General features: G+C 74.0%; 20 protein-coding genes and 4 tRNA genes. 13 read left to right on the top strand and 11 right to left on the bottom strand.

Annotated features, from left to right (window positions below; all coding sequences use genetic code 11):
• Positions 1 to 277: 277 nt before the first annotated feature.
• The 6 genes from AB0L25_RS31020 to AB0L25_RS30995 all read right to left on the bottom strand — a co-directional run bounded on the left by AB0L25_RS31020 (position 278) and on the right by AB0L25_RS30995 (position 1,963).
• Positions 278 to 349, bottom strand: a tRNA-Lys gene (locus tag AB0L25_RS31020).
• A gap of 14 nt (positions 350 to 363) precedes the next feature.
• Positions 364 to 436, bottom strand: a tRNA-Gly gene (locus tag AB0L25_RS31015).
• A 26-nt stretch (positions 437 to 462) separates the two neighbouring features.
• A tRNA-Arg gene (locus tag AB0L25_RS31010) sits at positions 463 to 535 on the bottom strand.
• Between the two features lie 11 nt (positions 536 to 546).
• A tRNA-Ala gene (locus AB0L25_RS31005) sits at positions 547 to 620 on the bottom strand.
• A gap of 351 nt (positions 621 to 971) precedes the next feature.
• Complete coding sequence (locus tag AB0L25_RS31000) at positions 972 to 1,109, bottom strand: LPFR motif small protein (protein WP_500176277.1); 138 nt, start codon at positions 1,107 to 1,109, stop codon at positions 972 to 974.
• 68 nt (positions 1,110 to 1,177) lie between these two features.
• A complete protein-coding gene (locus tag AB0L25_RS30995; RefSeq protein ID WP_500176276.1) occupies positions 1,178 to 1,963 on the bottom strand; it encodes a putative protein N(5)-glutamine methyltransferase in 786 nt (261 codons plus the stop codon).
• Positions 1,964 to 2,149: 186 nt separating this feature from the next.
• Between AB0L25_RS30995 and AB0L25_RS30990 the strand changes: the two genes are divergently transcribed.
• The 5 genes from AB0L25_RS30990 (at position 2,150) to AB0L25_RS30970 (ending at position 6,979) form a co-directional block, all read left to right on the top strand.
• On the top strand, positions 2,150 to 2,944 hold the full coding sequence (locus AB0L25_RS30990) for a pentapeptide repeat-containing protein (protein ID WP_500176275.1): 795 nt from the start codon (positions 2,150 to 2,152) through the stop codon (positions 2,942 to 2,944).
• A 70-nt stretch (positions 2,945 to 3,014) separates the two neighbouring features.
• Positions 3,015 to 3,581, top strand: coding sequence for a hypothetical protein (locus AB0L25_RS30985; protein WP_500176274.1), 567 nt, complete (start codon positions 3,015 to 3,017; stop codon positions 3,579 to 3,581).
• Entirely contained in the window at positions 3,578 to 4,678 is a 1,101-nt protein-coding gene (locus tag AB0L25_RS30980; RefSeq protein ID WP_500176273.1) for a PrsW family intramembrane metalloprotease, read from the top strand. The genes AB0L25_RS30985 and AB0L25_RS30980 overlap by 4 nt, the downstream gene beginning before the upstream one ends.
• 85 nt (positions 4,679 to 4,763) lie before the next feature.
• A complete protein-coding gene (gene qcrB, locus AB0L25_RS30975; protein ID WP_500176272.1) occupies positions 4,764 to 6,485 on the top strand; it encodes a cytochrome bc1 complex cytochrome b subunit in 1,722 nt (573 codons plus the stop codon).
• A gap of 20 nt (positions 6,486 to 6,505) precedes the next feature.
• Entirely contained in the window at positions 6,506 to 6,979 is a 474-nt protein-coding gene (locus AB0L25_RS30970; RefSeq protein ID WP_500176271.1) for a YbhB/YbcL family Raf kinase inhibitor-like protein, read from the top strand.
• A gap of 87 nt (positions 6,980 to 7,066) precedes the next feature.
• Here the strand turns inward: AB0L25_RS30970 and AB0L25_RS30965 are convergent, their stop codons facing one another.
• Complete coding sequence (locus AB0L25_RS30965; RefSeq protein WP_500176270.1) at positions 7,067 to 7,396, bottom strand: DUF2795 domain-containing protein; 330 nt, start codon at positions 7,394 to 7,396, stop codon at positions 7,067 to 7,069.
• A 335-nt stretch (positions 7,397 to 7,731) separates the two neighbouring features.
• Here AB0L25_RS30965 and AB0L25_RS30960 point away from each other — a divergent pair, with 335 nt between their 5' ends.
• Positions 7,732 to 8,547 carry a MerR family transcriptional regulator gene (locus tag AB0L25_RS30960; RefSeq protein WP_500176269.1) on the top strand — a complete coding sequence of 272 codons (816 nt, stop codon included), beginning with the start codon at positions 7,732 to 7,734 and terminating at the stop codon, positions 8,545 to 8,547.
• 14 nt (positions 8,548 to 8,561) lie between these two features.
• On the opposite strand, the gene AB0L25_RS30955 is transcribed toward AB0L25_RS30960, so the two are convergent.
• The gene (locus AB0L25_RS30955) at positions 8,562 to 9,980 is read right to left on the bottom strand and encodes a PucR family transcriptional regulator (RefSeq protein ID WP_500176268.1); all 1,419 of its coding nucleotides are present in this window, start codon (positions 9,978 to 9,980) and stop codon (positions 8,562 to 8,564) included.
• Positions 9,981 to 10,171: 191 nt separating this feature from the next.
• Between AB0L25_RS30955 and AB0L25_RS30950 the strand changes: the two genes are divergently transcribed.
• Positions 10,172 to 11,359, top strand: coding sequence for a zinc-dependent alcohol dehydrogenase (locus AB0L25_RS30950; protein WP_500176267.1), 1,188 nt, complete (start codon positions 10,172 to 10,174; stop codon positions 11,357 to 11,359).
• Here the strand turns inward: AB0L25_RS30950 and AB0L25_RS30945 are convergent.
• The gene (locus AB0L25_RS30945; protein WP_500176266.1) at positions 11,331 to 12,890 is read right to left on the bottom strand and encodes an MFS transporter; all 1,560 of its coding nucleotides are present in this window, start codon (positions 12,888 to 12,890) and stop codon (positions 11,331 to 11,333) included. The genes AB0L25_RS30950 and AB0L25_RS30945 overlap by 29 nt on opposite strands.
• A 139-nt stretch (positions 12,891 to 13,029) precedes the next feature.
• Positions 13,030 to 15,132 (bottom strand): catalase, encoded by a 2,103-nt coding sequence (locus AB0L25_RS30940; protein WP_500176265.1) that lies wholly within the window; start codon positions 15,130 to 15,132, stop codon positions 13,030 to 13,032.
• Positions 15,133 to 15,432: 300 nt separating this feature from the next.
• Here AB0L25_RS30940 and AB0L25_RS30935 point away from each other — a divergent pair, with 300 nt between their 5' ends.
• From AB0L25_RS30935 to AB0L25_RS30910, 6 genes are all read left to right on the top strand, one after another.
• Complete coding sequence (locus tag AB0L25_RS30935) at positions 15,433 to 15,789, top strand: histone-like nucleoid-structuring protein Lsr2 (RefSeq protein ID WP_378307227.1); 357 nt, start codon at positions 15,433 to 15,435, stop codon at positions 15,787 to 15,789.
• Positions 15,790 to 15,804: 15 nt separating this feature from the next.
• A complete protein-coding gene (locus tag AB0L25_RS30930; protein ID WP_500176264.1) occupies positions 15,805 to 16,134 on the top strand; it encodes a histone-like nucleoid-structuring protein Lsr2 in 330 nt (109 codons plus the stop codon).
• 279 nt (positions 16,135 to 16,413) lie between these two features.
• On the top strand, positions 16,414 to 17,841 hold the full coding sequence (locus AB0L25_RS30925; RefSeq protein ID WP_500176263.1) for a hemolysin family protein: 1,428 nt from the start codon (positions 16,414 to 16,416) through the stop codon (positions 17,839 to 17,841).
• A complete protein-coding gene (locus AB0L25_RS30920) occupies positions 17,838 to 18,857 on the top strand; it encodes a CNNM domain-containing protein (RefSeq protein WP_500176262.1) in 1,020 nt (339 codons plus the stop codon). Before AB0L25_RS30925 ends, AB0L25_RS30920 begins: the two co-directional genes overlap by 4 nt.
• A 70-nt stretch (positions 18,858 to 18,927) precedes the next feature.
• Positions 18,928 to 19,164, top strand: a complete 237-nt coding sequence (locus AB0L25_RS30915) for a helix-turn-helix domain-containing protein (RefSeq protein ID WP_026405941.1) — start codon at positions 18,928 to 18,930, stop codon at positions 19,162 to 19,164.
• A 3-nt stretch (positions 19,165 to 19,167) separates the two neighbouring features.
• Positions 19,168 to 19,719 carry a Clp protease N-terminal domain-containing protein gene (locus AB0L25_RS30910; RefSeq protein ID WP_500176261.1) on the top strand — a complete coding sequence of 184 codons (552 nt, stop codon included), beginning with the start codon at positions 19,168 to 19,170 and terminating at the stop codon, positions 19,717 to 19,719.
• 26 nt (positions 19,720 to 19,745) lie between these two features.
• Here AB0L25_RS30910 and AB0L25_RS30905 read toward each other — a convergent pair whose 3' ends face one another.
• Complete coding sequence (locus AB0L25_RS30905; protein WP_500176260.1) at positions 19,746 to 20,402, bottom strand: hypothetical protein; 657 nt, start codon at positions 20,400 to 20,402, stop codon at positions 19,746 to 19,748.
• Positions 20,403 to 20,452 lie beyond the last annotated feature (50 nt).

The following is a 20,452-nucleotide window of genomic DNA, read 5'->3' as shown; positions in this document are numbered from 1 at the left end:
TCCTCGTCCACCTCCGCCGCGAACGGAGCGATCTTCGCATCGGCCAGCTCGCGCACCGTGCTGCGCAGCAGCTCGTGCTCCTCCGACGGAGCGTAGGCGGGGAAGTCCATCGTGCCTCCACGTGGCCCGGCGATCCCGGGGTACGTTACTTTGACGATCAATATTTGGACGCCAAAATAAGTGACCGGCGGGACCCCCGTCAAGGCGACGCGCGTCACGCCGCCCCGGCCCCCGCGGGCACCCGCCCCAGCGGGCACCCGCCCCGGCGGCTCATCGGTGCCGCCCAGAGGACTCGAACCTCTATACCCGGGGTAAGAGCCCGGTGTCCTTCCCTTTGAACGAGAGCGGCGCGCTTTCACGCGGAACCGCACCCGGGAATCGAACCCGGTTCTTCTGATTGGAAGTCAGACGTCTCGGCCACTTAGACCTGTGCGGCGTGTACGGGACCGGAAGGGCCCGTCGTACCTCCACCAGGAATCGAACCTGGAATCTCCGCATTCGTAGTGCGGCGCTCTGTCCGTTGAGCCATGGAGGCGGGGTGCTGCGTGGACCAGGCCGGGCTCGAACCGGCAACCTTCCGCTTGCAAGGCGGACGCTCCTCCAAATTGAGCTACAGGCCCATGTGTGCGTTCGTGCGGATCCCGCGAACAGCGGGAATGAGAAACGCGGGTATGAGAAAGGCCGCGGGGACGTCGTCCCGGCGGCCTCCGATCGAGCCGTTCGGCTCTACAGGGAGGCTCCTCGGGAGGCCGCTCGTCGCGCGGCGGCGGGGCGCGGCCCTCGCTTGTCGGCGTTCATCTCACGGCTCCCTTCTTCGATCCTCGTCGGCGCGTTGCATACATGGTGCGCCATGCCCGGGCGCGGGCGCAACGGCTTTTTCGCCAATGCCCCGGGGCAATGGAGGCGGCGAAGGAAAAGGCCGGGGAGGAGGTGCGGGCCCCCTCCCCGGCCCACGGTGACCGGGTCCGGCGTCAGATGCCTCGGCGGCGGGTCCGGGCCGAACGGCGGTGCGACGGCGACAGGAGCCGCTGGAGCACCCGGAACGGCAGCGTGACGACGCTGATGATCGTGCCGATGATCGCGTTCAGCGCTCCGCTGATGCGGCGCATGATCTCTCACTCCTTCGGTCTTCCGTTACCGTCGTGTTACCCCCTCTGGGAGGTCTACACCGATTCGGCTAAAAAGATTTCGTGCCGACGACGACCGTGGCGTAAAGCTCGTCGCAGCGGGCAATCTCCGCGGCGAGGCCGCCCCGGGCGACCGCGTCCAGCGCGTCCGGCACCTGCCGCTCGCTCGTCTCGAACAGCAACCGGCCGCCCGGCGCGAGCCAGCCGGACGCCTCCGCGGTCACCCGCCGCAGGACGCCGAGGCCGTCCGCGCCGCCGTCGAGGGCGACGCGGGGTTCGTGGTCGCGCGCCTCCGGGGGCAGCAGCGCGACCTCCGCGGACGGGACGTACGGGACGTTGCAGAGCAGGACGTCGACGCGGCCGCGCAGGTCCGCGGGGAGCGCGTCGAACAGGTCGCCCTCGTGGACCCGGCCGCCGAGCGGCCCGACGTTGCGGCGGGCGCAGCGCACGGATTCCGGTTCGATGTCGGCGGCGTGCAGTTCGCATCCGTCCGGGCCGAGGCCGGTGACGAGCGCGGCGCCGAGCGCGCCCGAGCCGCAGCACAGGTCGAGGACGACGGGACGGGGCGGGGCGAGCGCGGCCGCCCGGCGGACGAGGAACTCGGTGCGGCGGCGCGGGACGAACACGCCGGGGCCGACGCGGACGCGCAGGCCGCAGAAGTCGGCCCAGCCGACGACGTGTTCGAGGGGCAGGCCCGCCGCGCGCCGGTCCACCATGGCGTCCAGTTCGGCGGGGGTGCGGGCCGCGGAGCCGAGCAGCCGGGCCTCGTCCTCGGCGAAGACGCACCCGGCGGCGCGCAGGCGGGAGACGACGGAATCGAAGGAGGTGTCGGGCATGACGCCTTTCGGGGTCCTGCGGGCGCCCCGGTCACGCGTCGGCGGACGGAGGCACCCGGAACGGTCTGACAGAAACGGGTCTCACCTCCTCCGGCCGTGTCGATCGAGCGCCGCCCACCGTACAGCAGCGTCCGGGGCACGGGCGGGACGGGGCCAGAATGGAGGGTCGTCGTCAAGGGGGGCCGGTTGTCCACGGAAACGGAGTTGCGGGCGGACTGCGCGAACTGCCACGGGCTGTGCTGCGTGGCGCTGCCGTTCACGGCGTCGGCGGGCTTCCCGTCCGACAAGGAGGCGGGACGGCCGTGCCGGAACCTGCTCGCGGACTTCCGGTGCGGGATCCACGACGACCTGCGCGGGCGGGGGTTCGCCGGCTGCACGGTCTTCGACTGCTTCGGTGCCGGGCAGAAGGTCTCGCAGGTCACGTTCGGGGGCCGCGACTGGCGGGGCGACGCCGACCTCGCGCGCCGCATGTTCGCGGTGTTCCCGGTCATGCGCGACCTGCACGAGGTGCTCTGGTACCTGGCCGAGGCGCTCGGGCGGCCCGAGGCGGCGCCCGTCCACGACGAACTGGGGCGGGTCCGGGACGACGTCGAGGCGCTCACCCGCGGCGTCCCCGGGGCGTCGGACGTGGCGGCGGTGCGGGAGCGGGTGGGGCCGCTGCTGATGCGGGCCGGTGAGCTGGTGCGGGCGCGCGTCCCGGGGCGGCGGCGCGACCATCGCGGCGCGGACCTCGCGGGCGCCCGGCTCAAGGGCGCGGACCTGCGCGGCGCCTGCCTGCGCGGGGCGCTGCTCATCGCGGCCGACCTGCGCGGGGCGGACCTGCGGACGGCCGACCTGCTCGGCGCGGACCTGCGGGACGCCGACCTGCGCGGCGCCGACCTGACCGGATGCCTGTTCCTCACGCAGCCGCAGCTCGACGCGGCCCGGGGCGACGCGGCGACGCGGACGCCCGCGGCGCTGCGGCGGCCCGCGCACTGGTGACCGTCCGGGCCGTCCGTTTGGTCGGGTGACCAGGGGGCATCTCCGCGTGGCACGTCGATGAGGGGGCCACGTGGGGCGGGTCGACCGGTGGGGCACGGGGGTCGCGGCCGCGGTGCTGGCCGTCCTCGGCGGCGGGCTGCCCCTGCTGGACTCGGCGCTCGGCCGCGGCGGCCGTCCGCTGGCCGCGGGCGCGGTCGTGGCGGTGGGGACGGAGCGGGGCGGCGTCCGCCCGGTGCGGGTGGCGGTGCCGTCCGCGCGGTGGGTGCTCAGCGCGGAGCGGTCGTCGCTGGCGACGAACGCGGCGCTGCTCAGCGGCGACGTGGTGGTGAACGTGGGTGCGGTGCTGCCGCTCGGGCCGGCGGAGGCGCGCGACCTGTGGCACGGGCTCGGCCGGATCGTCGCGGCGGGCGGGGCGGCGCGGCTGCACGCCGAACCGGCGGCCTTCACGACGGCGGGCGGGCTGACGGGCCTGACGGGGCGGCTGAGCGGGCCGGGCCGCGTCGGGCTGGCGGGGGTGTTCACGACCGGGACGGTCGGCGCCACGGTGACGGCGGCGGGGCCGCCCGAGGCGTTCCGGCGGCTGGCCGGCGAGATCGAGGCGATGGTGCGCTCCCTCACGATCGCGGCGGGCCGGTGACGGGGCGTCCGGCGTTCTGGCTGTGGGCCGGGACGTGCGCGCTCGGCGTGTGGCTCGCGTTCGACACGGTCGGGGCGATGGTGCGGGCCTTCCCGGTCGGGGCGGTCGCCGGGTCCGCGCTGCTCGCACCGGCGCTCGTCCTCGGGGTGTGGGCGTTGCGGCGGACGCATCCGGTGCGGGTGCGGCCGCTGTGGGCGGCGCTGCTGGCGGTGGGGTGGGGTGGGCTGGCGGCGTTCGGGGTGGCGCTGCCCGCGAACGCGGCGTTCCTCGCGGTCATCGGGCAGGCGGCCGGGCCGGAGTTCGCGGCGGTGTGGGGCGCGACGATCGCGGCGCCGGTGAACGAGGAGCCGCTGAAGCTGCTGGGGGTCGTGGTCCTCGCCCTGGCCGTCCCGTGCACGGTGCGGAGCGCCATGGACGGCTGGGGGTACGGCGCGCTCGCCGGGCTCGGCTTCCAGATGTCGGAGAACTTCCTGTACGTCCTGAACACGATCCTGCTGACGGGGGCGACGCAGGACGCGGGGGCCGCGTTCGTCTCGTTCGCGGGGCGGGTCGTCGGCGGCGCCTGGTGGAGCCACTGGGCGATGACCGCGGTCGCGGGCGCGGGCCTGGGGCGCCTGCTGGCCCGGGCGTCCCGGACGAACGCGGCGCTGGCGGCGGGCGCGCTGCTGCTGGCGATGGCGCTGCACGCCTGGTGGGACGCGCCCGTCCTGGCGGACGCGGCGCTGCTGCCGTTCAAGGGGCTGCCGATCCTGCTGGCCGCGGTGCTGGCGTACCGGCTGGCGCGGCGCGGCTACCTGGCGCACTTCCGGCGGGCGGCGGACGCGGAGACGGCCGGGGGCGTCCTGGTGCCGGGCGAGCGGCACGTGCTGACGTACCGCAGGTGGCGGCGGAAGGAGCGGTGGGACGTGCCGCCGGGCGAGCCGCGGCTGCTGCTCGCCCGCCTCCGCGCCGCCGAGCTGGACCTGCTCGAGTCAGGGCTCGGCGGCATCGGGCGGGACCCGGGCGAGGCGGAGCGGCTGCGCGGCGACATCCGGGAACTGCGGCTGCGGCTCAACGCGTCCTGGCGGCGGACCGGCACGGCGCGCGCCGTGCGGTGAAAGGTGCGCTGAGCACGCCGTTTGCCCGTCTTCGGCTCGGGTACCGGCTCGTCGGGAATTCGCTCTCGGCCGGGGAGAAACGCAGATGGCGCAGCGGAAGGGCGGGTCGAAGGCCGGGAGGCTGGAGAATCTCGCTTGGGGGGTCGATGATCGGCTGGGAACGGTCGAGTTCCTGAACCGCAACATCACCAAGGCGTTCCCGAAGCACTGGTCCTTCCTCCTCGGCGAGATCGCCCTCTACTCGTTCATCGTGCTCGTGATCACCGGCGTGTTCCTCACGCTGTTCTTCAAGCCGAGCGGCGCGGAGATCGTCTACGACGGCTCGTACACGCAGTTGCGGGGCGTGACGATCAGCGAGGCGTACGCGTCGACGCTGCACATCACGTTCGACGTCCGCGGCGGGCTGCTGATGCGGCAGATCCACCACTGGGCCGCGAACATCTTCCTCGCGGCGATCGCGATCCACCTGATGCGCATCTTCTTCACGGGCGCGTTCCGCAAGCCCCGGGAGATCAACTGGCTGATCGGCGTGACGCTGTTCGTGCTGGCGCTCGCCGAGGGGTTCGCCGGCTACTCGCTGCCGGACGACCTGCTGTCGGGCACCGGCCTGCGGATCATGGCGGGGATCGTGCAGTCGATCCCCGTGGTCGGGTCGTACCTGGTCATGTTCATCTTCGGCGGCGAGTTCCCGAGCACCGCCGAGTTCATCCCCCGGCTGTTCACGGTGCACATCCTGCTGATCCCGGGCCTGCTGCTCGCGCTGATCACCGCGCACCTGATGATCCTGTGGCACCAGACGCACACCCAGTGGCCGGGCCGGGGGCGGCGGGAGCAGAAGGTCACCGGGGAGCCGACGTTCCCGGCGTTCGCCGCGCAGAGCGGGGCGTACTTCCTGTTCACGTTCGGGTTCCTGGCGCTGATGGGGGCGCTCTTCCAGATCAACCCCGTGTGGCTCTACGGACCGTACGCGCCGGACGAGGTGTCGTTCGGCTCGCAGCCCGACTGGTACGTCGGGTTCCTGGAGGGCTCGCTGCGCATCATGCCGCGGCTCGAGACGACCCTGTGGGGTTACACGGTCTCCTGGAACGTGCTCGCGCCCGCGGTGATCCTGCCCGGGGTGTTCTTCACCCTTCTCGCGCTGTACCCGTTCTTCGAACGCTGGGCGACGGGCGACGAGCGCGTCCACCATCTGCTCGACCGGCCGCGCAACGCCGCCACCCGGACGGCGATCGGCGCGGCCGTCATCGCCTGGTACGGGAACCTGTGGGCGGCGGGCGGCAACGACGTCATCGCGTGGGCGTTCCACATTCCGCTGTTCTGGACGACCTGGTTCTTCCGCGTCGGCTTCTTCGTGTTCCCGGTCGTCGCGTTCGTCGTCACCCGGCGGATCTGCCTGTCGCTGCAGCGCCGCGACCTGCGGCAGCGCAAGGAGGGGGTGGAAAGCGGGCTGATCTCGCTGACCCCCGACGGCGCGTTCACCGAGCGGCACGAGCGGTCGTCGGACGAGCGGGCGGCGCTCCTGCAGACCCGGCAGCCGCGCGAACTGCTGGCCGCGTACCCGCACCACATCGTGCCGATGCCGACGCCCGGGCGCGTCCGCACGCAGGCGCGGACGCGGGCGAACCGGTTCTACCTCGACTACCAGGTGGTGTCGCAGGGCGGCGGGCAGGGCCGGGCGGACGGCGCGTCGCCGCGGCAGCGGGCCCAGATCGAGGGCCGGCCGCTCGAGGACGCCGCGGCGCGCGGCGACGGGAGCGGGCTCGGCCGGCTCCGCCGGTTCGTCGGGAGGCGCCTCGGGAAGGGGTGAACCGCCCGAATCCTTCCGCGGTGAGCGGGCAGTACCGCACCATGGATGAGATCAAGCTGAGCAGCCCCGAGTTCGCCGACGGCGGCCCGATCCCGGCCGTCCACTCCCACGAGGCGGGCGACCTGTCCCCCTCCCTGGACTGGACCGGCGTGCCCACCTCGGCGGTCGAACTCGTCCTCACCTGCGACGATCCGGACGCGCCCGGCGGCACCTTCACGCACTGGACGCTGGCGGGCATGCAGCCCGAACGCGACGGCCTGTCGGCCGGGGAGGACGCCCCGCGCATCGCGAAGGGACGCAACGGGTTCGGCGACAACGGCTACGGCGGCCCGCACCCGCCGCCCGGCGGAGCGCCCCACCGGTACGTGTTCACGCTCCACGCGCTGGACCAGCCGTCCGGGCTGACGTCCGGCTTCTCCCCCGACGACCTGCGGGACGCGCTGCGCGGCAAGGTCGTCGCGACCGGGACGCTGACCGGGACCTACGCCCGCTGACCCGGCTCGCGGACCGCCCGCCGGGGCCGGGCGGCCGCCCGGCCCGGCGGGACGGACGTCACGGTGCCGTCGTCACAACGGCCGTCGTCACTGTGCGCCGTCGTCGTCGCGGCGCAGTTCTTCCTCGACGGGCGGCCGCTCGGTGTCGCGCATGTGCTCGGCCAGGCCGGGCTTGTTGTGGTGGCGGCGCTGGTAGTCCCGTTCCGCGGCGCTGCGCCCGGTGTCGGGCTCGACCGGGACCGAGCGCATCACCTCGGCGAGGCTGCCGTAGGTGCCGAGCGGCAGCGCGGCGAGCGCGCGCTCGGCGTCCGTCCGCGGGCTCCTGGCGTGCACGTGCTCGACGATCCGCTCCTTGGTCGCCGGGAACGCCAGGTCCCCGAGCAGCTCCTCGATACGGCCGGTGTCGGCGATCCGCATGTCGTCACCCCCTGCTGCGGAGCCCCGGACTGCGAAGCCCCTGACTGCGAGACCTGCGGGTCTGCCCGCCAGGCCGCCGCCCAAACGAAGCCCGGCTACGGTGTCCCGGAGTCCAATCGGCACCGCGACCGAACGGGCCGGGCGAAAGGCACGCGGCCGCACGGCACGCGAACGGCGCCATCGTGGGCCGAAAATCGGATATGCCACTGTTCCGTGGCTCATAAGCCCATGTGCCATGTACCAATGAAACGCCGATTCATGAACCATTTTCATATGGCTCGTCCCGTCCGGGTACGATGAGCGCGTTCATCGGTGCGGACGAAGAGACGACGGGCATGACCGAGTACCGAATCGACGACCTCGCGCGCGCCGCGGGGACCACGGTGCGGCACGTCCGCGGCTTCCAGGAGCGCGGCCTGCTGCCGCCGCCGCGGATGCGGGGCCGGGTCGGCTACTACGACGACTCCCACCTCGCCCGGATCGGCCTCATCGGCCGCCTCAAGGAACGCGGCTTCACGCTGACGAGCATCGCGGAGATGCTGTCGGCCTGGCAGCGCGGCCACGACCTCGGCGACCTGCTCGGGCTGGAGCGCGTCATCCACGACCCGTGGTCGGACGAGACGCCTGTCCGCATGACGCTGGCGGAGGTCGTCCGCCGCTACTACCCCGACACGCCCGCGGAGGCGCTCGCCGGGCGCCGCCCCGAGGACTTCCCCATGCTGCGGCGGGCCGAGGAGCTGGAGTTCATCCGCTGGACCGGCGACGGGTACGAGATCCCGAGCCCCCGGCTGTTCGAGGTCGGCGCCGAGATGGTCGCCGCCGGGATCCGCCTCGGCGCGGTCTTCGAGATCGCCGGTGAGCTGCGCGGGGACGTCGACGCCATCGCGCGCCGGTTCGTCCGGCTGACGGTCGACCATCTCGGACTGGACGACGCCGAGGCGCAGGGGCCCGCCGCCCGGCAGGACTACCGGGAGATCGCCGAACTCATCCGGCGGCTGCGGCCGCTCGGCGTCCGGTCCGTGCAGGGGCTGCTGGCCCGTTCGCTGCACGCCGAGATCCAGGCCGAGTTCGCCCGGCGGGTCGAGAGCATGGGCCTGCGCGGCCCGGGGCACGACGGCGCGGCGCCGGACGTCCCGCCGGTGCGCGGCTAGCGGCGCCGGACGGCTCACGCGGGCTCGGCGAACGTCTCGTCCCCGAGCGCGAGCCACAGCCGCAGCGCCATCAGCAGTTCCACGTGCAGCGCCGGGTCGTGGACGACGGCGCCGAACAGGTCGTCGATCCGGTGCAGGCGGTGCCGCACCGTCTGCGGGTGGACGCCGAGCCGATCGGCGGCCGCCGCGGCGTTGAACCCGCACTCCAGGGCGGCCTGCAGGGTGAGCGCGTAAGCGCGGCGGCGGCTCGGCCGCAGTTCCAGCAGCGGCCGGAGGCGGCGCCGCGCGACGTGCTCCACGAGGTCGCGGTGGTGCACGACGACCAGCGTGGGCACGTGGTCGGACGCCATGAGCATCCCGCCGCCGGGGACGGCGCCGCGGGCGGCCAGCTCGAGGGTCCGCCGGGCCCACGCCAGCGAGCGGTGCAGCGCGGCGACGTCCACGACCGGCCCGACGGCCATCCGCCGCCCGGCGCGGCGCAGCGCGTCGAGGGCGTCCGGGTCGTCGGGCACGATCAGGCAGGGCGCGGCGCGGTGCGTCCCGTCGAGGACGCCGGAGGGCAGCGGCCCGCCCGTCTCCCCCGGCGGCAGCGCGACGGCCGCGGCGCGCCGGGGCAGCGGCCAGCGCGCGTCCCGGGCGAGCCGCGCGAGCCGGCCGCGGTCCGGCGCCGGGTTCGCGAGCAGCGCCTCCACCAGGTCGCGGCGGCGGCGCCGGACCAGGCCGGCGGGGTCGCCCGCCGCCTCGGCGCGGCCCTGCGCGGCGGCGGCCGTGAGCCCGTTCAGGTAGGGGAAGAGCCCGCCGACGATCTCGCCGTACAGCCCCGCGGGCACGCCCCCGCCGGCGTCCAGCTCGTCGAGGACGCGCGCGAGGTGGCGGACGGCGACGCGGACGCCCACGTTGACGGCGTGCTGCCACGCGGCGGCGCCGCGTCCCTCGTGCTCCTCGGCGGCCCCGACCCGGTGGAAGAACGCCCGCAGGCCCGGATCCGGTTCGCCGGGCCGCTCGACCAGGTCGGCGAAGCCGCCGAACGCGCAGCCGACGACGAGGTCGAGCGCGTCGCGGCACCGCGGATCGGCGTAGTCGGGCACCTCCCGCCGAATGGCCGCGACCGCCTCGGCGGCGACAGCGGGCATGGCCCGACGCAGCGCGCCCGCGAGACCGACGGCAACGCCGCCCAGGGCGTCGCCGCTCGTGGTCACGCCGCTCGTGGTCACACCGCTCGTGGCGGCCCCGCTCGTGGCGGCCCCGCTCGTGGTGCCGCTGGTGGTGGCGGCGCCAGTGGCGGCACGGGTGGTGGTGGAGCCGGTCGTCGTGGAGCCGCCGGTGGTGCCCCGGATGGTGGCGTGGCTGGTGGTCTTGCCGCTGGTGGTGGCGCCGGTGATGCCGGTGGTGGTTGTGGAGCCGGTGGCGGCGGCGTCGCCGGTAACGCTCATCGTGCCGTCCTTCCGGCCACCGCCCCGGGCGGCCGACCGTGTCGCGGAGCTATGTACCGCAAATCGACGGCACAATCGTGTACGTCTCGTTCTCGGGTGTCAATAGATGCCGGCCCGGCGTCCCTTATCGCACGTTTCGCCCCGTCGGGCGGGGTAGGGCCGTGCTGTACCCCGCTTCAAGGAGGGCGACGATGAAGGCTGTGACCTGGCACGGCAGGCGGGACGTCCGCGTCGAGAACGTCCCCGACCCGACGCTCAAGGAGTCCGACGACGCGATCATCCGGGTGACCTCGTCCGGGATCTGCGGCTCGGACCTGCACCTGTACGAGGTGCTCGGGCCGTTCCTCAGCGAGGGGGACGTCCTCGGCCACGAGCCGATGGGGATCGTCGAGGAGACCGGCCCGGACGTGAAGCACGTCAAGCCCGGCGACCGTGTGGTCATTCCGTTCAACATCGCCTGCGGGCGCTGCTACATGTGCGAGCGGAAGCTGTTCGCGCAGTGCGAGACGACCCAGGTCCGCGAGCAGGGCACGGGCGCCGCCCTGTTCGGCTACACCCGCCTGTACGGGCAGGTGCCGGGCGGGCAGGCCGAGTACCTGCGGGTCCCGCAGGCGCACTTCGGGCCGATCAAGGTGCCGGAGGGGCCGCCGGACGAGCGGTTCGTGTACCTGTCGGACGTCCTGCCGACCTCGTGGCAGGCCGTCGAGTGGGCGGACGTGCCGGAGGGCGGGTCGGTGACCGTGCTCGGGCTCGGCCCCATCGGCCAGATGTGCGCGCGCATCGCGCGGCACCGCGGCCACCGGGTGATCGGCGTGGACGTCGTCCCGGAGCGGCTGGAGATGGCGCGCCGGCACGGCATCGAGGTGATCGACTCCACGGACGCCGACGACGTCGCGGACGCGGTGCGGCAGTTCACCGGGGGCCGCGGCACCGACTCGGTGATCGACGCGGTCGGGATGGAGGCGCACGGCTCCCCCGGCGCGAAGATCGCGCAGACGCTCACCGGGATGCTGCCCGGCAACACCGCCGCGCCGATCATGTCGCGCGTCGGGGTGGACCGGCTCGCGGCGCTGATGACGGCGATCGAGGTCGTCCGCCGGGGCGGGACGATCTCGGTGATCGGCGTGTACGGCGGGATGACCGACCCGATGCCGATGCTGCGGATGTTCGACAAGGGCATCGCGATGCGGATGGGCCAGGCCCACGTCCACGCGTGGATCGACGACCTGCTGCCGCTGGTGTCGGACGACGCCGACCCGCTCGGCGTCATGGACCTGGCCACGCACCGGTTGCCGCTGGAGAAGGCCCCGGAGGCCTACGAGATGTTCCAGAAGAAGCGGGACGGCGCCATCAAGGTGCTGCTGGAGCCCGCGTCCTGACCGTGGGCCGCGCGGCCGGCCGTCCGGACGGCAGGAACGCGGCGAGCAGGACGCCGACCGCGACCGCGACGGTCGCGATGAGGAACGAGATCCGGAACCCGGTCATGTCGGGCACGGCGGTGCCGTGGAACGAGATCGTGTTGCGCGCGAGGACGGCGCCGAGCACCGCGCTGGACACCGAGGTGCCGATCGAGCGCATCAGCGTGTTCACGCCGTTGGCGGCGCCGGTCTCCGACGTCGGCACCGCGCCCATGATCAGCGTGGGCAGCGCCGAGTAGGCGAGGCCGATGCCGCCGCCGACGAGGGTGGAGATCAGCGCGACCTGCCACACCGCGTTCATCAGGCCCTGCGCCGCCGCGTACGCGCCGCCGATGACGAGCAGCCCCAGGATGAGGGACGTCTTGGGCCCGCGCGCGGCGGAGATGCGGGCCGACAGCGGCGAGACGAGCATCATCGCGATGCCCATCGGCGCCACCGCCAGGCCAGCGACGAGGAGGGTCTGGCCGAGGCCGTAGCCGGTGGCCGTCGGCAGTTCGAGCAGCTGCGGCAGCACCAGCGACATGGCGTAGAAGGAGACGCCGACGGTGATCGCCGTCAGGTTGGTCAGCAGGACCTGGCGGCGGGCGGTGGTGCGCAGGTCGATCAGCGGCTCGCGCACCCGCAGCTCCAGGACGCCCCACAGCACGAGGATCGCGAGCCCGGCGGCGGCGAGGCCGAGCGTCGCGGGGCTCGTCCAGCCCCATTCGGCGCCCTTGGTGATCGGCAGCAGCAGCGCCAGCAGCCCGGCGGAGAGCCCGAGCGCGCCCGCGACGTCGAAGCGGCCGCCGGTCCGCTCCGGGGACTCGGGGATCAGCAGCAGGACGAGCGCGAACGACACCGCGCCGAGCACCGCGGCGCCGTAGAAGAGGACGTGCCAGCTGAAGTTCTGCGCGACGTAGGCCGACAGCGGCAGGCCGAGCGCGCCGCCGACGCCGAGCGAGGAGCTCATCAGCGCGAGCGCGGCGCCGAGCCGTTCCCGGGGGAGCTGGTCGCGCATCAGGCTGATGCCGAGCGGGATGGCGCCCATCGCGAACCCCTGGATCGCGCGGCCCGCGACCACGACGAGCAGTTCGGAGCTCACCGCGGCCACCAGCGACCCGACGACGACGGCGGAGATGCTCACCAGGATCATCCGCCGCTTGCCGTACATGTCGCCGAGCCGTCCCATGATCGGGGTGGCGACGGCGCCGGACAGCAGCGTCGCCGTCATCGCCCAGGTGGCGTTGGCGATGGACGTGTCGAGCAGCTGCGGCAGCCGGCCGATGACGGGGATGAGCAGCGTCTGCATCAGCGCGACGACGATCCCGGAGAACGCCAGCACCGCGACGAGCGTCCCGCCGCCCCGTTCCCGCGCGGGCGCGGCGCGTCCGGCGGAACGTCCGGCGGGGGGCGCGGCGACCGGGCCGGCGGCTGCGGCGACGCGGCCGGCCGCGGGGTCGTCGGGGATCACGGCCGCGTCCGGATGCCGGGGCAGGGCGGGATCGAGGGACACGTGTACACGCCTCCAGGGGGGAGCTCGGGGATCTTCATTGATCAAGGCCCCGCGGCCCCGTTTCATTCCCGGCGCGGCGAAGGGCCCGGTGCGGCACGCCCCCGAGCGTGCCGCACCGGGCCCCGTCCGGCCCCCGGTCTCAGGCGGGCACGTGGCTCTTGCGGCGGGTCCAGTGCCGGTGCGCGGCGACCGCGTCGACGAACCGGTCGGTGAAGTCGCCGCCGTGGCCGCGCGTCGTGACGACGCCCTGGTCCACGACGGCGTTCCCGTCCGCGCCCTCGCCGGCGAAGCGCACCCCGGTGAGCCCCGCGCGCTCGAGCAGGCCGATGCCCTCGTCGAGCGCGCCGACCGCCTTGCAGTGGACGAACGCCTCGGCGACGAAGTGCACGGCGTCGCCGTCCTCGGACAGGGTCCGCACGCTCGCCTCTCCCCCGGGCACGAGGACCGCGTCGTACAGCACCGACGCCATGGTCGGCATCGCCTTGGTGACCTCGACCTGCCCGCCGTTGGCCGCCTGGACGAAGCCGTCCGCGGCCGCGAGCACCTCCACGATCGCGCCCCGCTGCGTGAACGCGTCCCCGACCGCGGCGATCGCCGCCGAGTCGACGCCGTCCGCGACGAGCACCGCGATCTTGCGGCCCAGCACGGAGTCGGTCGGCGCGTTCGCCTGGCTCAGCGCGGGCGAGCTGCGGCCGTGGTTGGCGGTCACGGCCTCGCCGGGCGGCTCCACGCCGATCCCCTTCGCGACGGCCACGGCGAGGTCGTGGTCGACGTGGTTGAGGTGGGCGACGACGCCCTCGCGGATGTACATCTGCTCGCATTTGCCGAGCTCGAAGCGGAACGCGCCGACGATGTGCTCCTTCTCCCAGTCGGCCATGCTGTTCCAGAACAGCGTCGCCTGGGAGTAGTGGTCCTGGAAGCTGTCGCTCCGCTTGCGGATCTTGGCGCCGTCGACCCGCTCCTGGTAGTGGGTGAAGGAGCCCTCGCCGCCCACGGCCGGGCAGCCGCCCGAGAGGCTGTTCTTGTGGTAGGTGGACCGGGCCCCGTTGATGTCCATCTGGTGGTAGCCGTCGCGGTGGTGGTTGCGGGCGGGCGCCACCGGCCGGTTCACCGGGATCTGCGGGAAGTTCGGCCCGCCGAGGCGGATCAGCTGCGTGTCCAGGTAGGAGAACAGCCGCGCCTGCAGCAGCGGGTCGTTGGTGAAGTCGATGCCGGGCACGACGTTGCCGATGTGGAACGCGACCTGCTCGGTCTCGGCGAAGAAGTTGTCGGGGTTGCGGTTCAGCGTCAGCCGGCCGACCGGCCGCACCGGCACCTCCTCCTCCGGAATGATCTTCGTGGGGTCGAGGAGGTCGAAGCCGAAGCGGTGCTCGTCCTCGGCCGGGACGAGTTGCACGCCCAGCTCGTATTCGGGGAACGCGCCCGCCTCGATCCGGTCCCAGAGGTCGCGGCGGTTGAAGTCGGGGTCCTTTCCGCCGATCTTCTGCGTCTCGTCCCACGCCAGGGAGTGCGTGCCGAGGATCGGCTTCCAGTGGAACTTTACGAACGTCGGGCGGCCCTCGGCGTTGACGAGCCGGAACGTGTGGACGCCGAATCCCTGCATCATCGCGTAGCTGCGCGGGATCGCCCGGTCCGACATCAGCCACATCATCATGTGCATCGTCTCGGGCTGCAGCTGGACGAAGTCCCACAGCGTGTCGTGCGCCGACTGCGCCTGCGGGATCTCGCTGGACGGCTCGGGCTTCACCGCGTGCACGAAATCGGGGAACTTGATGCCGTCCTGGATGAAGAACACGGGCATGTTGTTGCCGACGAGGTCGAAGTTGCCCTGCCGCGTGTAGAACTTCGTCGCGAACCCGCGGACGTCCCGGACGGTGTCGGCCGATCCGCGCGAACCGGCGACCGTCGAGAACCTCACGAACACCGGCGTGGTGAGCGAGGTGTCGCACAGGAACTCGGCCGTCGTGTAATCGGTGAGCGGGTCGATGACCCTGAACTGGCCGTAGGCGCCCGCGCCGCGCGCGTGCACGACCCGTTCCGGGATCCGCTCGTGGTCGAAGTGGGTGATCTTCTCGCGGAGGTGGAAGTCCTCGAGCAGGCTCGGGCCGCGCTCCCCGGCGGAGAGCGAGTTGTCGGTGTCGTCCACCGGGATGCCCTGGTCGGTCGTGAGCCCCGCCCCCTCCGGGCTCACCCGCCACCGTTCAAGCTGTTCCTGCTTCTCGTCGCGGCCGCCGTCGACCATCTTCGCTCCTTGTGACGCGCACGGGTGAGAGTCTCCGTGATCGCCGCTACCCGACGAAATCGGCGACATGCCCGTCTTGACCGGAACTTTGGGGGCGCCCGTCGTGTCGGGCGCCGGACCGCCCGGACGGGCGCCGCGCCCGCCCGCCGCGCCCGCGCGTCCGCCGGACGGACGGGCGCGGAGGGCGGGCCGTTCGGTTCCCTTTTCCGTGTCGCCGCGCGCCGCGTGGACTCGTCGGGTCCGGGAATCCGCTACGGTCATGGACGCCGCGTTGGCGAGGGGAAGGAACACGGAGCGCACATGGCCGAGAAGGTCATTCGGGTGGACGACATCGACGGATCCGAAGGGTCCGATGTCGACAAGCGGGACTTCGAAGTCCTGGGTCGTACGTTCACGATCGACTTGAGCGACGACAACTACAAGCGCCTGAACGAGTTGCTGGACGGTCTCGCGCCGTTCATCGAGAACGCCGCCGAGGTCAAGCCCGCGGGGAAGGGACGCAAGTCCCGCACCGCGAAGATCAAGGGCTACACGAACGCGGATGTGCGCTCGTGGGCATTGCGAGAGGGCGTCGAAGTCTCCGAACGTGGCAAGATATCGGATGAGGTCTATGCTGCATTCATCGAGGCTCATCCGGACGCGAAGCCGGACGCATAGTTAGGGAGTCCCCGCATGGCACAGAAGGTCGAAGTCCTGCTCGTGGACGACATCGACGGCGGAGAGGCCGACGAGACCGTCAGCTTTTCCCTCGATGGGACCACGTACGAGATCGACCTGAGCAAGAAGAACGCCGACAAGCTCCGTGCGGGCCTGGAGCCGTTCGTGGCGGGCGCCCGCAAGGCGCGCAAGGCGACCGGACGGACGGCCCGCGGCACCCGTACCGCGAACAGCCGTGAGCGCTCCGCCGAGATTCGCGAGTGGGCGAAGAACCGGGGCATCAAGGTCAATGAGCGGGGCCGTATCCCCGCCCACGTGATCGAGAAGTACGAGGCCGCGCACTAGCGCGGGAGCCGCGCACGCGGCGGCGTTCGGCGCCTTCTCGAGGCCGGGGTGAAATTCTCATCACCCCGGCCTCGCGCATGCTCGCCCCGCCCGCGACCGGAAGCGCGGTTCGGCATTTCTTCCCGGTCGCCGCCACAATCCCTGGACAATTGCCGCATATGTAACCAATCACTGACCACCGGCGTTAATCGCGCGTCCCCTCGCCCCCCGGGCGGACGCGAAGGCGGGCGGCGGGCGGGTAGGGAGTCATCGGATGGACGTGGAAGGGGGGCGCCCGAGGTGGACGCCGCGCTCGGCCTGCTGGCGGTCCTGCTGCTGACCGCCGCGACCGGATACTTCGTCGCGCAGGAGTTCGCGTTCGTCACCGCGGACCGCCCGTCGCTGGACCAGCGGGCCGCCGAGGGCGACCGCGCGGCGGCGCGCGCGGTGCGGGTGATGGGACGGCTGTCGTTCATGCTGTCGGGCGCGCAGCTCGGCATCACCGTCACCGCGCTGGTGGTCGGGTTCATCGCCAAGCCCGCGCTGGCCGACCTGATCGCGCCCGCGCTGACGGCGGCCGGGGTGCCGGAGGGGGCGACGGGCGGCGTCGCGGTGGCGCTCGGCTTCGCGCTCGCCACCGTGGTCCAGATGGTGCTGGGCGAGCTGTTCCCGAAGAACCTGGCGCTCGCGAAGGCCGAGCCGCTGGCGCGCGCCCTGGCCGGGTCGACCCTCGTGTACCTCACGGTGGCCTCGCCGCTGATCCGGCTGTTCGACACGTCGGCGAACCGGCTGGTGCGCGCGGTGGGCATCGAGCCGGTCGAGGAGCTGCACCACGGCGCGACGCTGGAGGAGCTGGGGCACATCATCGGCGAGTCCGGCGAGCAGCTGCAGGAGGGCCATGCGGACCTGCTGGGGCGCGCGCTGGCGTTCTCCGAGCGGGACGCCGAGGAGGTCATGGTCCCCCGGGTGGACGTCGTGACGGTGCCGGCGACCGCCCGCGCCGCCGACCTCGACGAGGTCATCTCCGCGACCGGCCGGTCCCGCTTCCCCGTGGTCGGCGCGCGCGTCGACGACGTCGTCGGGGTGGTGGGCCTGGAGGAGCTGGTGCCGCTGGCGCCCGAGGCGGCGGCGACCACGCGGGTCGGCGAGATCGCCCGGCCGCCGCTGCTGCTGCCGTCCTCGCTGCCGCTCCCGGAAGTCGTCCTGCGGCTCCAGGGCGCCCGCGAGACGCTCGCCTGCGTGGTGGACGAGTACGGCGGCTTCGCGGGGCTCATCACGTGGGAGGACGTCGCCGAGGAGCTGGTCGGGGAGATCGCGGACGAGAACGAACCGGAGGAGGATCTGGCGATCCGGCGCGGCGAGTGGTGGACGACCGACGCCGGGCTGCGGGTGGACGAGGTCGAGCACGAGACGGGGATCGCGCTGCCCGAGGGCGACTACGAGACGGTCGCGGGCCTCCTGCTGCAACGGCTCGGCCGGGTCGCCCGGCCCGGCGACGTGGTCGACGTCGCGCTGCCGCGGACGCGGCTGGACGAGCCCGCGCGGACCGCGATCGTCGAGGTGCTGACCGTCCGGCGGCACGTCCCGGGGCTCGTCCGCGTCCGGGCCGTCGCGGCCGGCGAGCCCGGCGAGCCCGGCGAGCCCGGCGGCGGGAACGGGGACGGGCGCGGGCCGGGAGGCGGGAACGGCGCCGGGCCCGCGGGCGGCGGCGGGAGGGGGCGGCGGTGAACCTCGCGCTCGGCGGGGCCGTGACGCTCGCGCTGCTGGCGGGCAACGGGTTCTTCGTCGCGACCGAGTTCGCGCTGGTGGCGGCGAAGCGGCCGCGGCTGGAGCGGGCGGCGGCGCGCGGCAGCCGGGCCGCGGGCGCGGCGGTGGCGGGCATCGACGAGCTGACGCTGACGCTCGCGGGCGCGCAGCTCGGGATCACGATGTGCTCGCTGGGCCTCGGCGTCGTGTCGGAGCCGGTGTTCGCCGAGACCCTGGCGCCGCTCGCGCACGCCGCCGGGCTCCCGGACGGCGCGTCGCACGCGCTGGCGTTCGTCCTCGCGCTGGCGCTGGTGACGTTCCTGCACATGGTGGTCGGCGAGATGGCGCCGAAGTCGTGGGCGATCACCGCGCCGGAGCGGTCGGCGACGATCCTCGGGCCGCCGTTCCGGGCGTTCAGCCTCGTGATGCGGCCGGTGCTGGCGGCGCTGAACGGCGGGACGAACCTGCTGCTGCGGGCGATCGGCGTCCGGCCCACCGCGACGCGTGAGGCGCCGCGCACGCCCGAGCAGCTGCGCAACATCGCGGTGGAGTCGCGACGGCTCGGCCTGATCGGCGAGACCGACCTGACGCTGCTGACGGCGGCGCTGGACGCCCCGCGCGCACCGCTGGCGGGCCTCGTGGTCCCGGTCGCCGACATCGTGTCCGTCCCGGCGGACGCGACCCCGCAGGAGGTGATCGACACGGCCGCGCGGACCGGCCGGATCCGGATCATGCTGCGCGGCTTCGACCGGTCCGGGCGGGCCCGCATGGTGCACGTCCGGGACGCCTACCTCGCCCGCGCCCGCGGCCGGGACGCCGTCGCGGGCGAGCTGGCCCATCCGGTGCCGGCGATGCCGATCGCCACGCCGGTCGGCGAGGCGGTCGCGACGCTGCGGGCGCAGCACAGCCACCTGGGGCTCGCGGTGGACGCCGAGGGCCGCGTCGCGGGCCTGGTCAGCCTGGACGACCTGCTCACCACCCTGCTCGCGGTCCGCTGAGCCTCCGCCCGCCGGACCCGCGTGTCAATGTTGGTTGACACGTGGGGGCTGTCAACCTACATTGACATCCATGAGCGATGGAGTGACGCTCGCCCGAGAGGCGGGCAGCCGGGACCCGGCCGTGGGGCTGCGGGCCGTCCGGGCGCTGCGGGAGCTGGCCGAGCGCCTGGAGGCGCTCCAGGTCGCCTCGGCGCGCGAGCGCGGCTGGTCCTGGCAGGAGATCGCGGACCACCTCGGCGTGAGCCGGCAGGCGGTCCACAAGAAGCACGGCGGCGGGCGCCGCCTCCTCCCGACGAAGGAGCGCTAGAGCATGTTCGAACGGTTCACCAAGGACGCCCGGGAGGCCGTCGTCGGCGCCCAGGCGCAGGCCCGCGACCTCGGCCACGGACGCATCGGCACCGAGCACGTGCTGCTCGCGCTCCTCGACGCCGACGACGGCACCGCCCGGACCCTCCGCGCCCACGGGCTGGACACCGCCGCCCTGCGCGCCCGCGTCGCCGCCGTGGGCGGACGCGACGGCGACCTCGACCCCGACGCGCTGCGGGCCATCGGCATCGACCTCGACGCCGTCCGCCGCGCCGCCGAGGACAGCTTCGGGGAGGGCGCGCTGGACGCTCCCCCCGGCGAGGGGCGGCGGCGCAAGAGCCACCTCCCCTTCGCCAAGGAGGCGAAGAAGGCCCTGGAGCTGAGCCTGCGGCACGCGGTCCGGCTCAAGCACAACTACATCGGCACGGGGCACATCCTGCTCGGCCTGCTCCACGACGACGACTTCCGCGCGGTGCGGCTCGCGTGGGAGTCGGGCGCGGACGTCGCCGAACTGCGCACCGACATCACGCGCATGCTGACGTCCAAGGCCGCCTGAGCCCCGCACCGGCGGGCCGCCGGCGGTCAGCCGCCGAAGCGCGACTGGAGCGCGGCGACGCAGGCGCTCGTGCGGGCGGGGTCGCCCGGGAACCGCCGCCGGCACTCGGCCTCGATCCACGACGGGTCGCGCGGCGGCGGTGGCCCTCCGGCGGGCCCGTCCGCGGGGGCGTCCGCCGGATCGGCCTCGGGGCGCGGCGCGTCCCGGGGACGGGGCGCGGGGCGCGGCTCCGCCGGGACGGCCGGCGGTTCGGCGCCGCGCGGCCGCGGGGCGCCCGGACCGGCCGGCGGGGCGGTCCGGGCGGACGGCGTCCGGCCGTCCCGCTCCCCCGGGGTCCCACCGGCGCCCGGCGGCCCGCCGGACGCCGTCGGCGCCGCCGTCCCGTCCGGGGCGCCCTGCGCGGGGCGCGGCGCCGCCTCCGGCGGGACGCTCGCGGGCGGGCCGGGCGCGGCCGTCCCGCTCGCACGCTGCGACGGGACGCGCGACGGGACGTCCGCGGGGGACGTCCGCGGCTCCGGGCCGCGCACGGCGCCCGCCACCGCGACGGCGGTCACCAGCCCCGCGAGCAGCAGACCGGCGAGCAGGGGCCCGGCCGGACGGACGAGCGGGCGGCGCGGCGGGTCCGGCGGGCTCGGCGCGGCGCGCGTGTATCCGGACGGCGGCAGGTGACGGGGAGGACGCACTCCCCGATCGTCACCCTCCGCGCACGTCCGCACACGGGGAACGGCCGGGC

The sequence above is a fragment of the Spirillospora sp. NPDC052242 genome (genome assembly GCF_040679555.1).
Taxonomy (GTDB): Bacteria; Actinomycetota; Actinomycetes; order Streptosporangiales; family Streptosporangiaceae; genus Spirillospora.
Note: the sequence above shows the minus strand (reverse complement) of the source record. Positions and strands in the feature narration are given on the sequence as shown.

What these genes read in the sequence shown, in the direction of transcription:
- AB0L25_RS30940 (WP_500176265.1), bottom strand. Translation starts at nt 15,132, where the DNA reads ATGGTCGACGGCGGCCGCGACGAGAAGCAGGAACAGCTTGAACGGTGG.
- AB0L25_RS30965 (WP_500176270.1), bottom strand. Translation starts at nt 7,396, where the DNA reads ATGCGGATCGCCGACACCGGCCGTATCGAGGAGCTGCTCGGGGACCTG.
- AB0L25_RS30995 (WP_500176276.1), bottom strand. Translation starts at nt 1,963, where the DNA reads ATGCCCGACACCTCCTTCGATTCCGTCGTCTCCCGCCTGCGCGCCGCC.
- AB0L25_RS30915 (WP_026405941.1), top strand. Translation starts at nt 18,928, where the DNA reads ATGAGCGATGGAGTGACGCTCGCCCGAGAGGCGGGCAGCCGGGACCCG.
- AB0L25_RS30955 (WP_500176268.1), bottom strand. Translation starts at nt 9,980, where the DNA reads ATGAGCGTTACCGGCGACGCCGCCGCCACCGGCTCCACAACCACCACC.
- AB0L25_RS30960 (WP_500176269.1), top strand. Translation starts at nt 7,732, where the DNA reads ATGACCGAGTACCGAATCGACGACCTCGCGCGCGCCGCGGGGACCACG.
- qcrB (WP_500176272.1), top strand. Translation starts at nt 4,764, where the DNA reads ATGGCGCAGCGGAAGGGCGGGTCGAAGGCCGGGAGGCTGGAGAATCTC.
- AB0L25_RS30950 (WP_500176267.1), top strand. Translation starts at nt 10,172, where the DNA reads ATGAAGGCTGTGACCTGGCACGGCAGGCGGGACGTCCGCGTCGAGAAC.
- AB0L25_RS31000 (WP_500176277.1), bottom strand. Translation starts at nt 1,109, where the DNA reads ATGCGCCGCATCAGCGGAGCGCTGAACGCGATCATCGGCACGATCATC.
- AB0L25_RS30935 (WP_378307227.1), top strand. Translation starts at nt 15,433, where the DNA reads ATGGCCGAGAAGGTCATTCGGGTGGACGACATCGACGGATCCGAAGGG.
- AB0L25_RS30930 (WP_500176264.1), top strand. Translation starts at nt 15,805, where the DNA reads ATGGCACAGAAGGTCGAAGTCCTGCTCGTGGACGACATCGACGGCGGA.
- AB0L25_RS30910 (WP_500176261.1), top strand. Translation starts at nt 19,168, where the DNA reads ATGTTCGAACGGTTCACCAAGGACGCCCGGGAGGCCGTCGTCGGCGCC.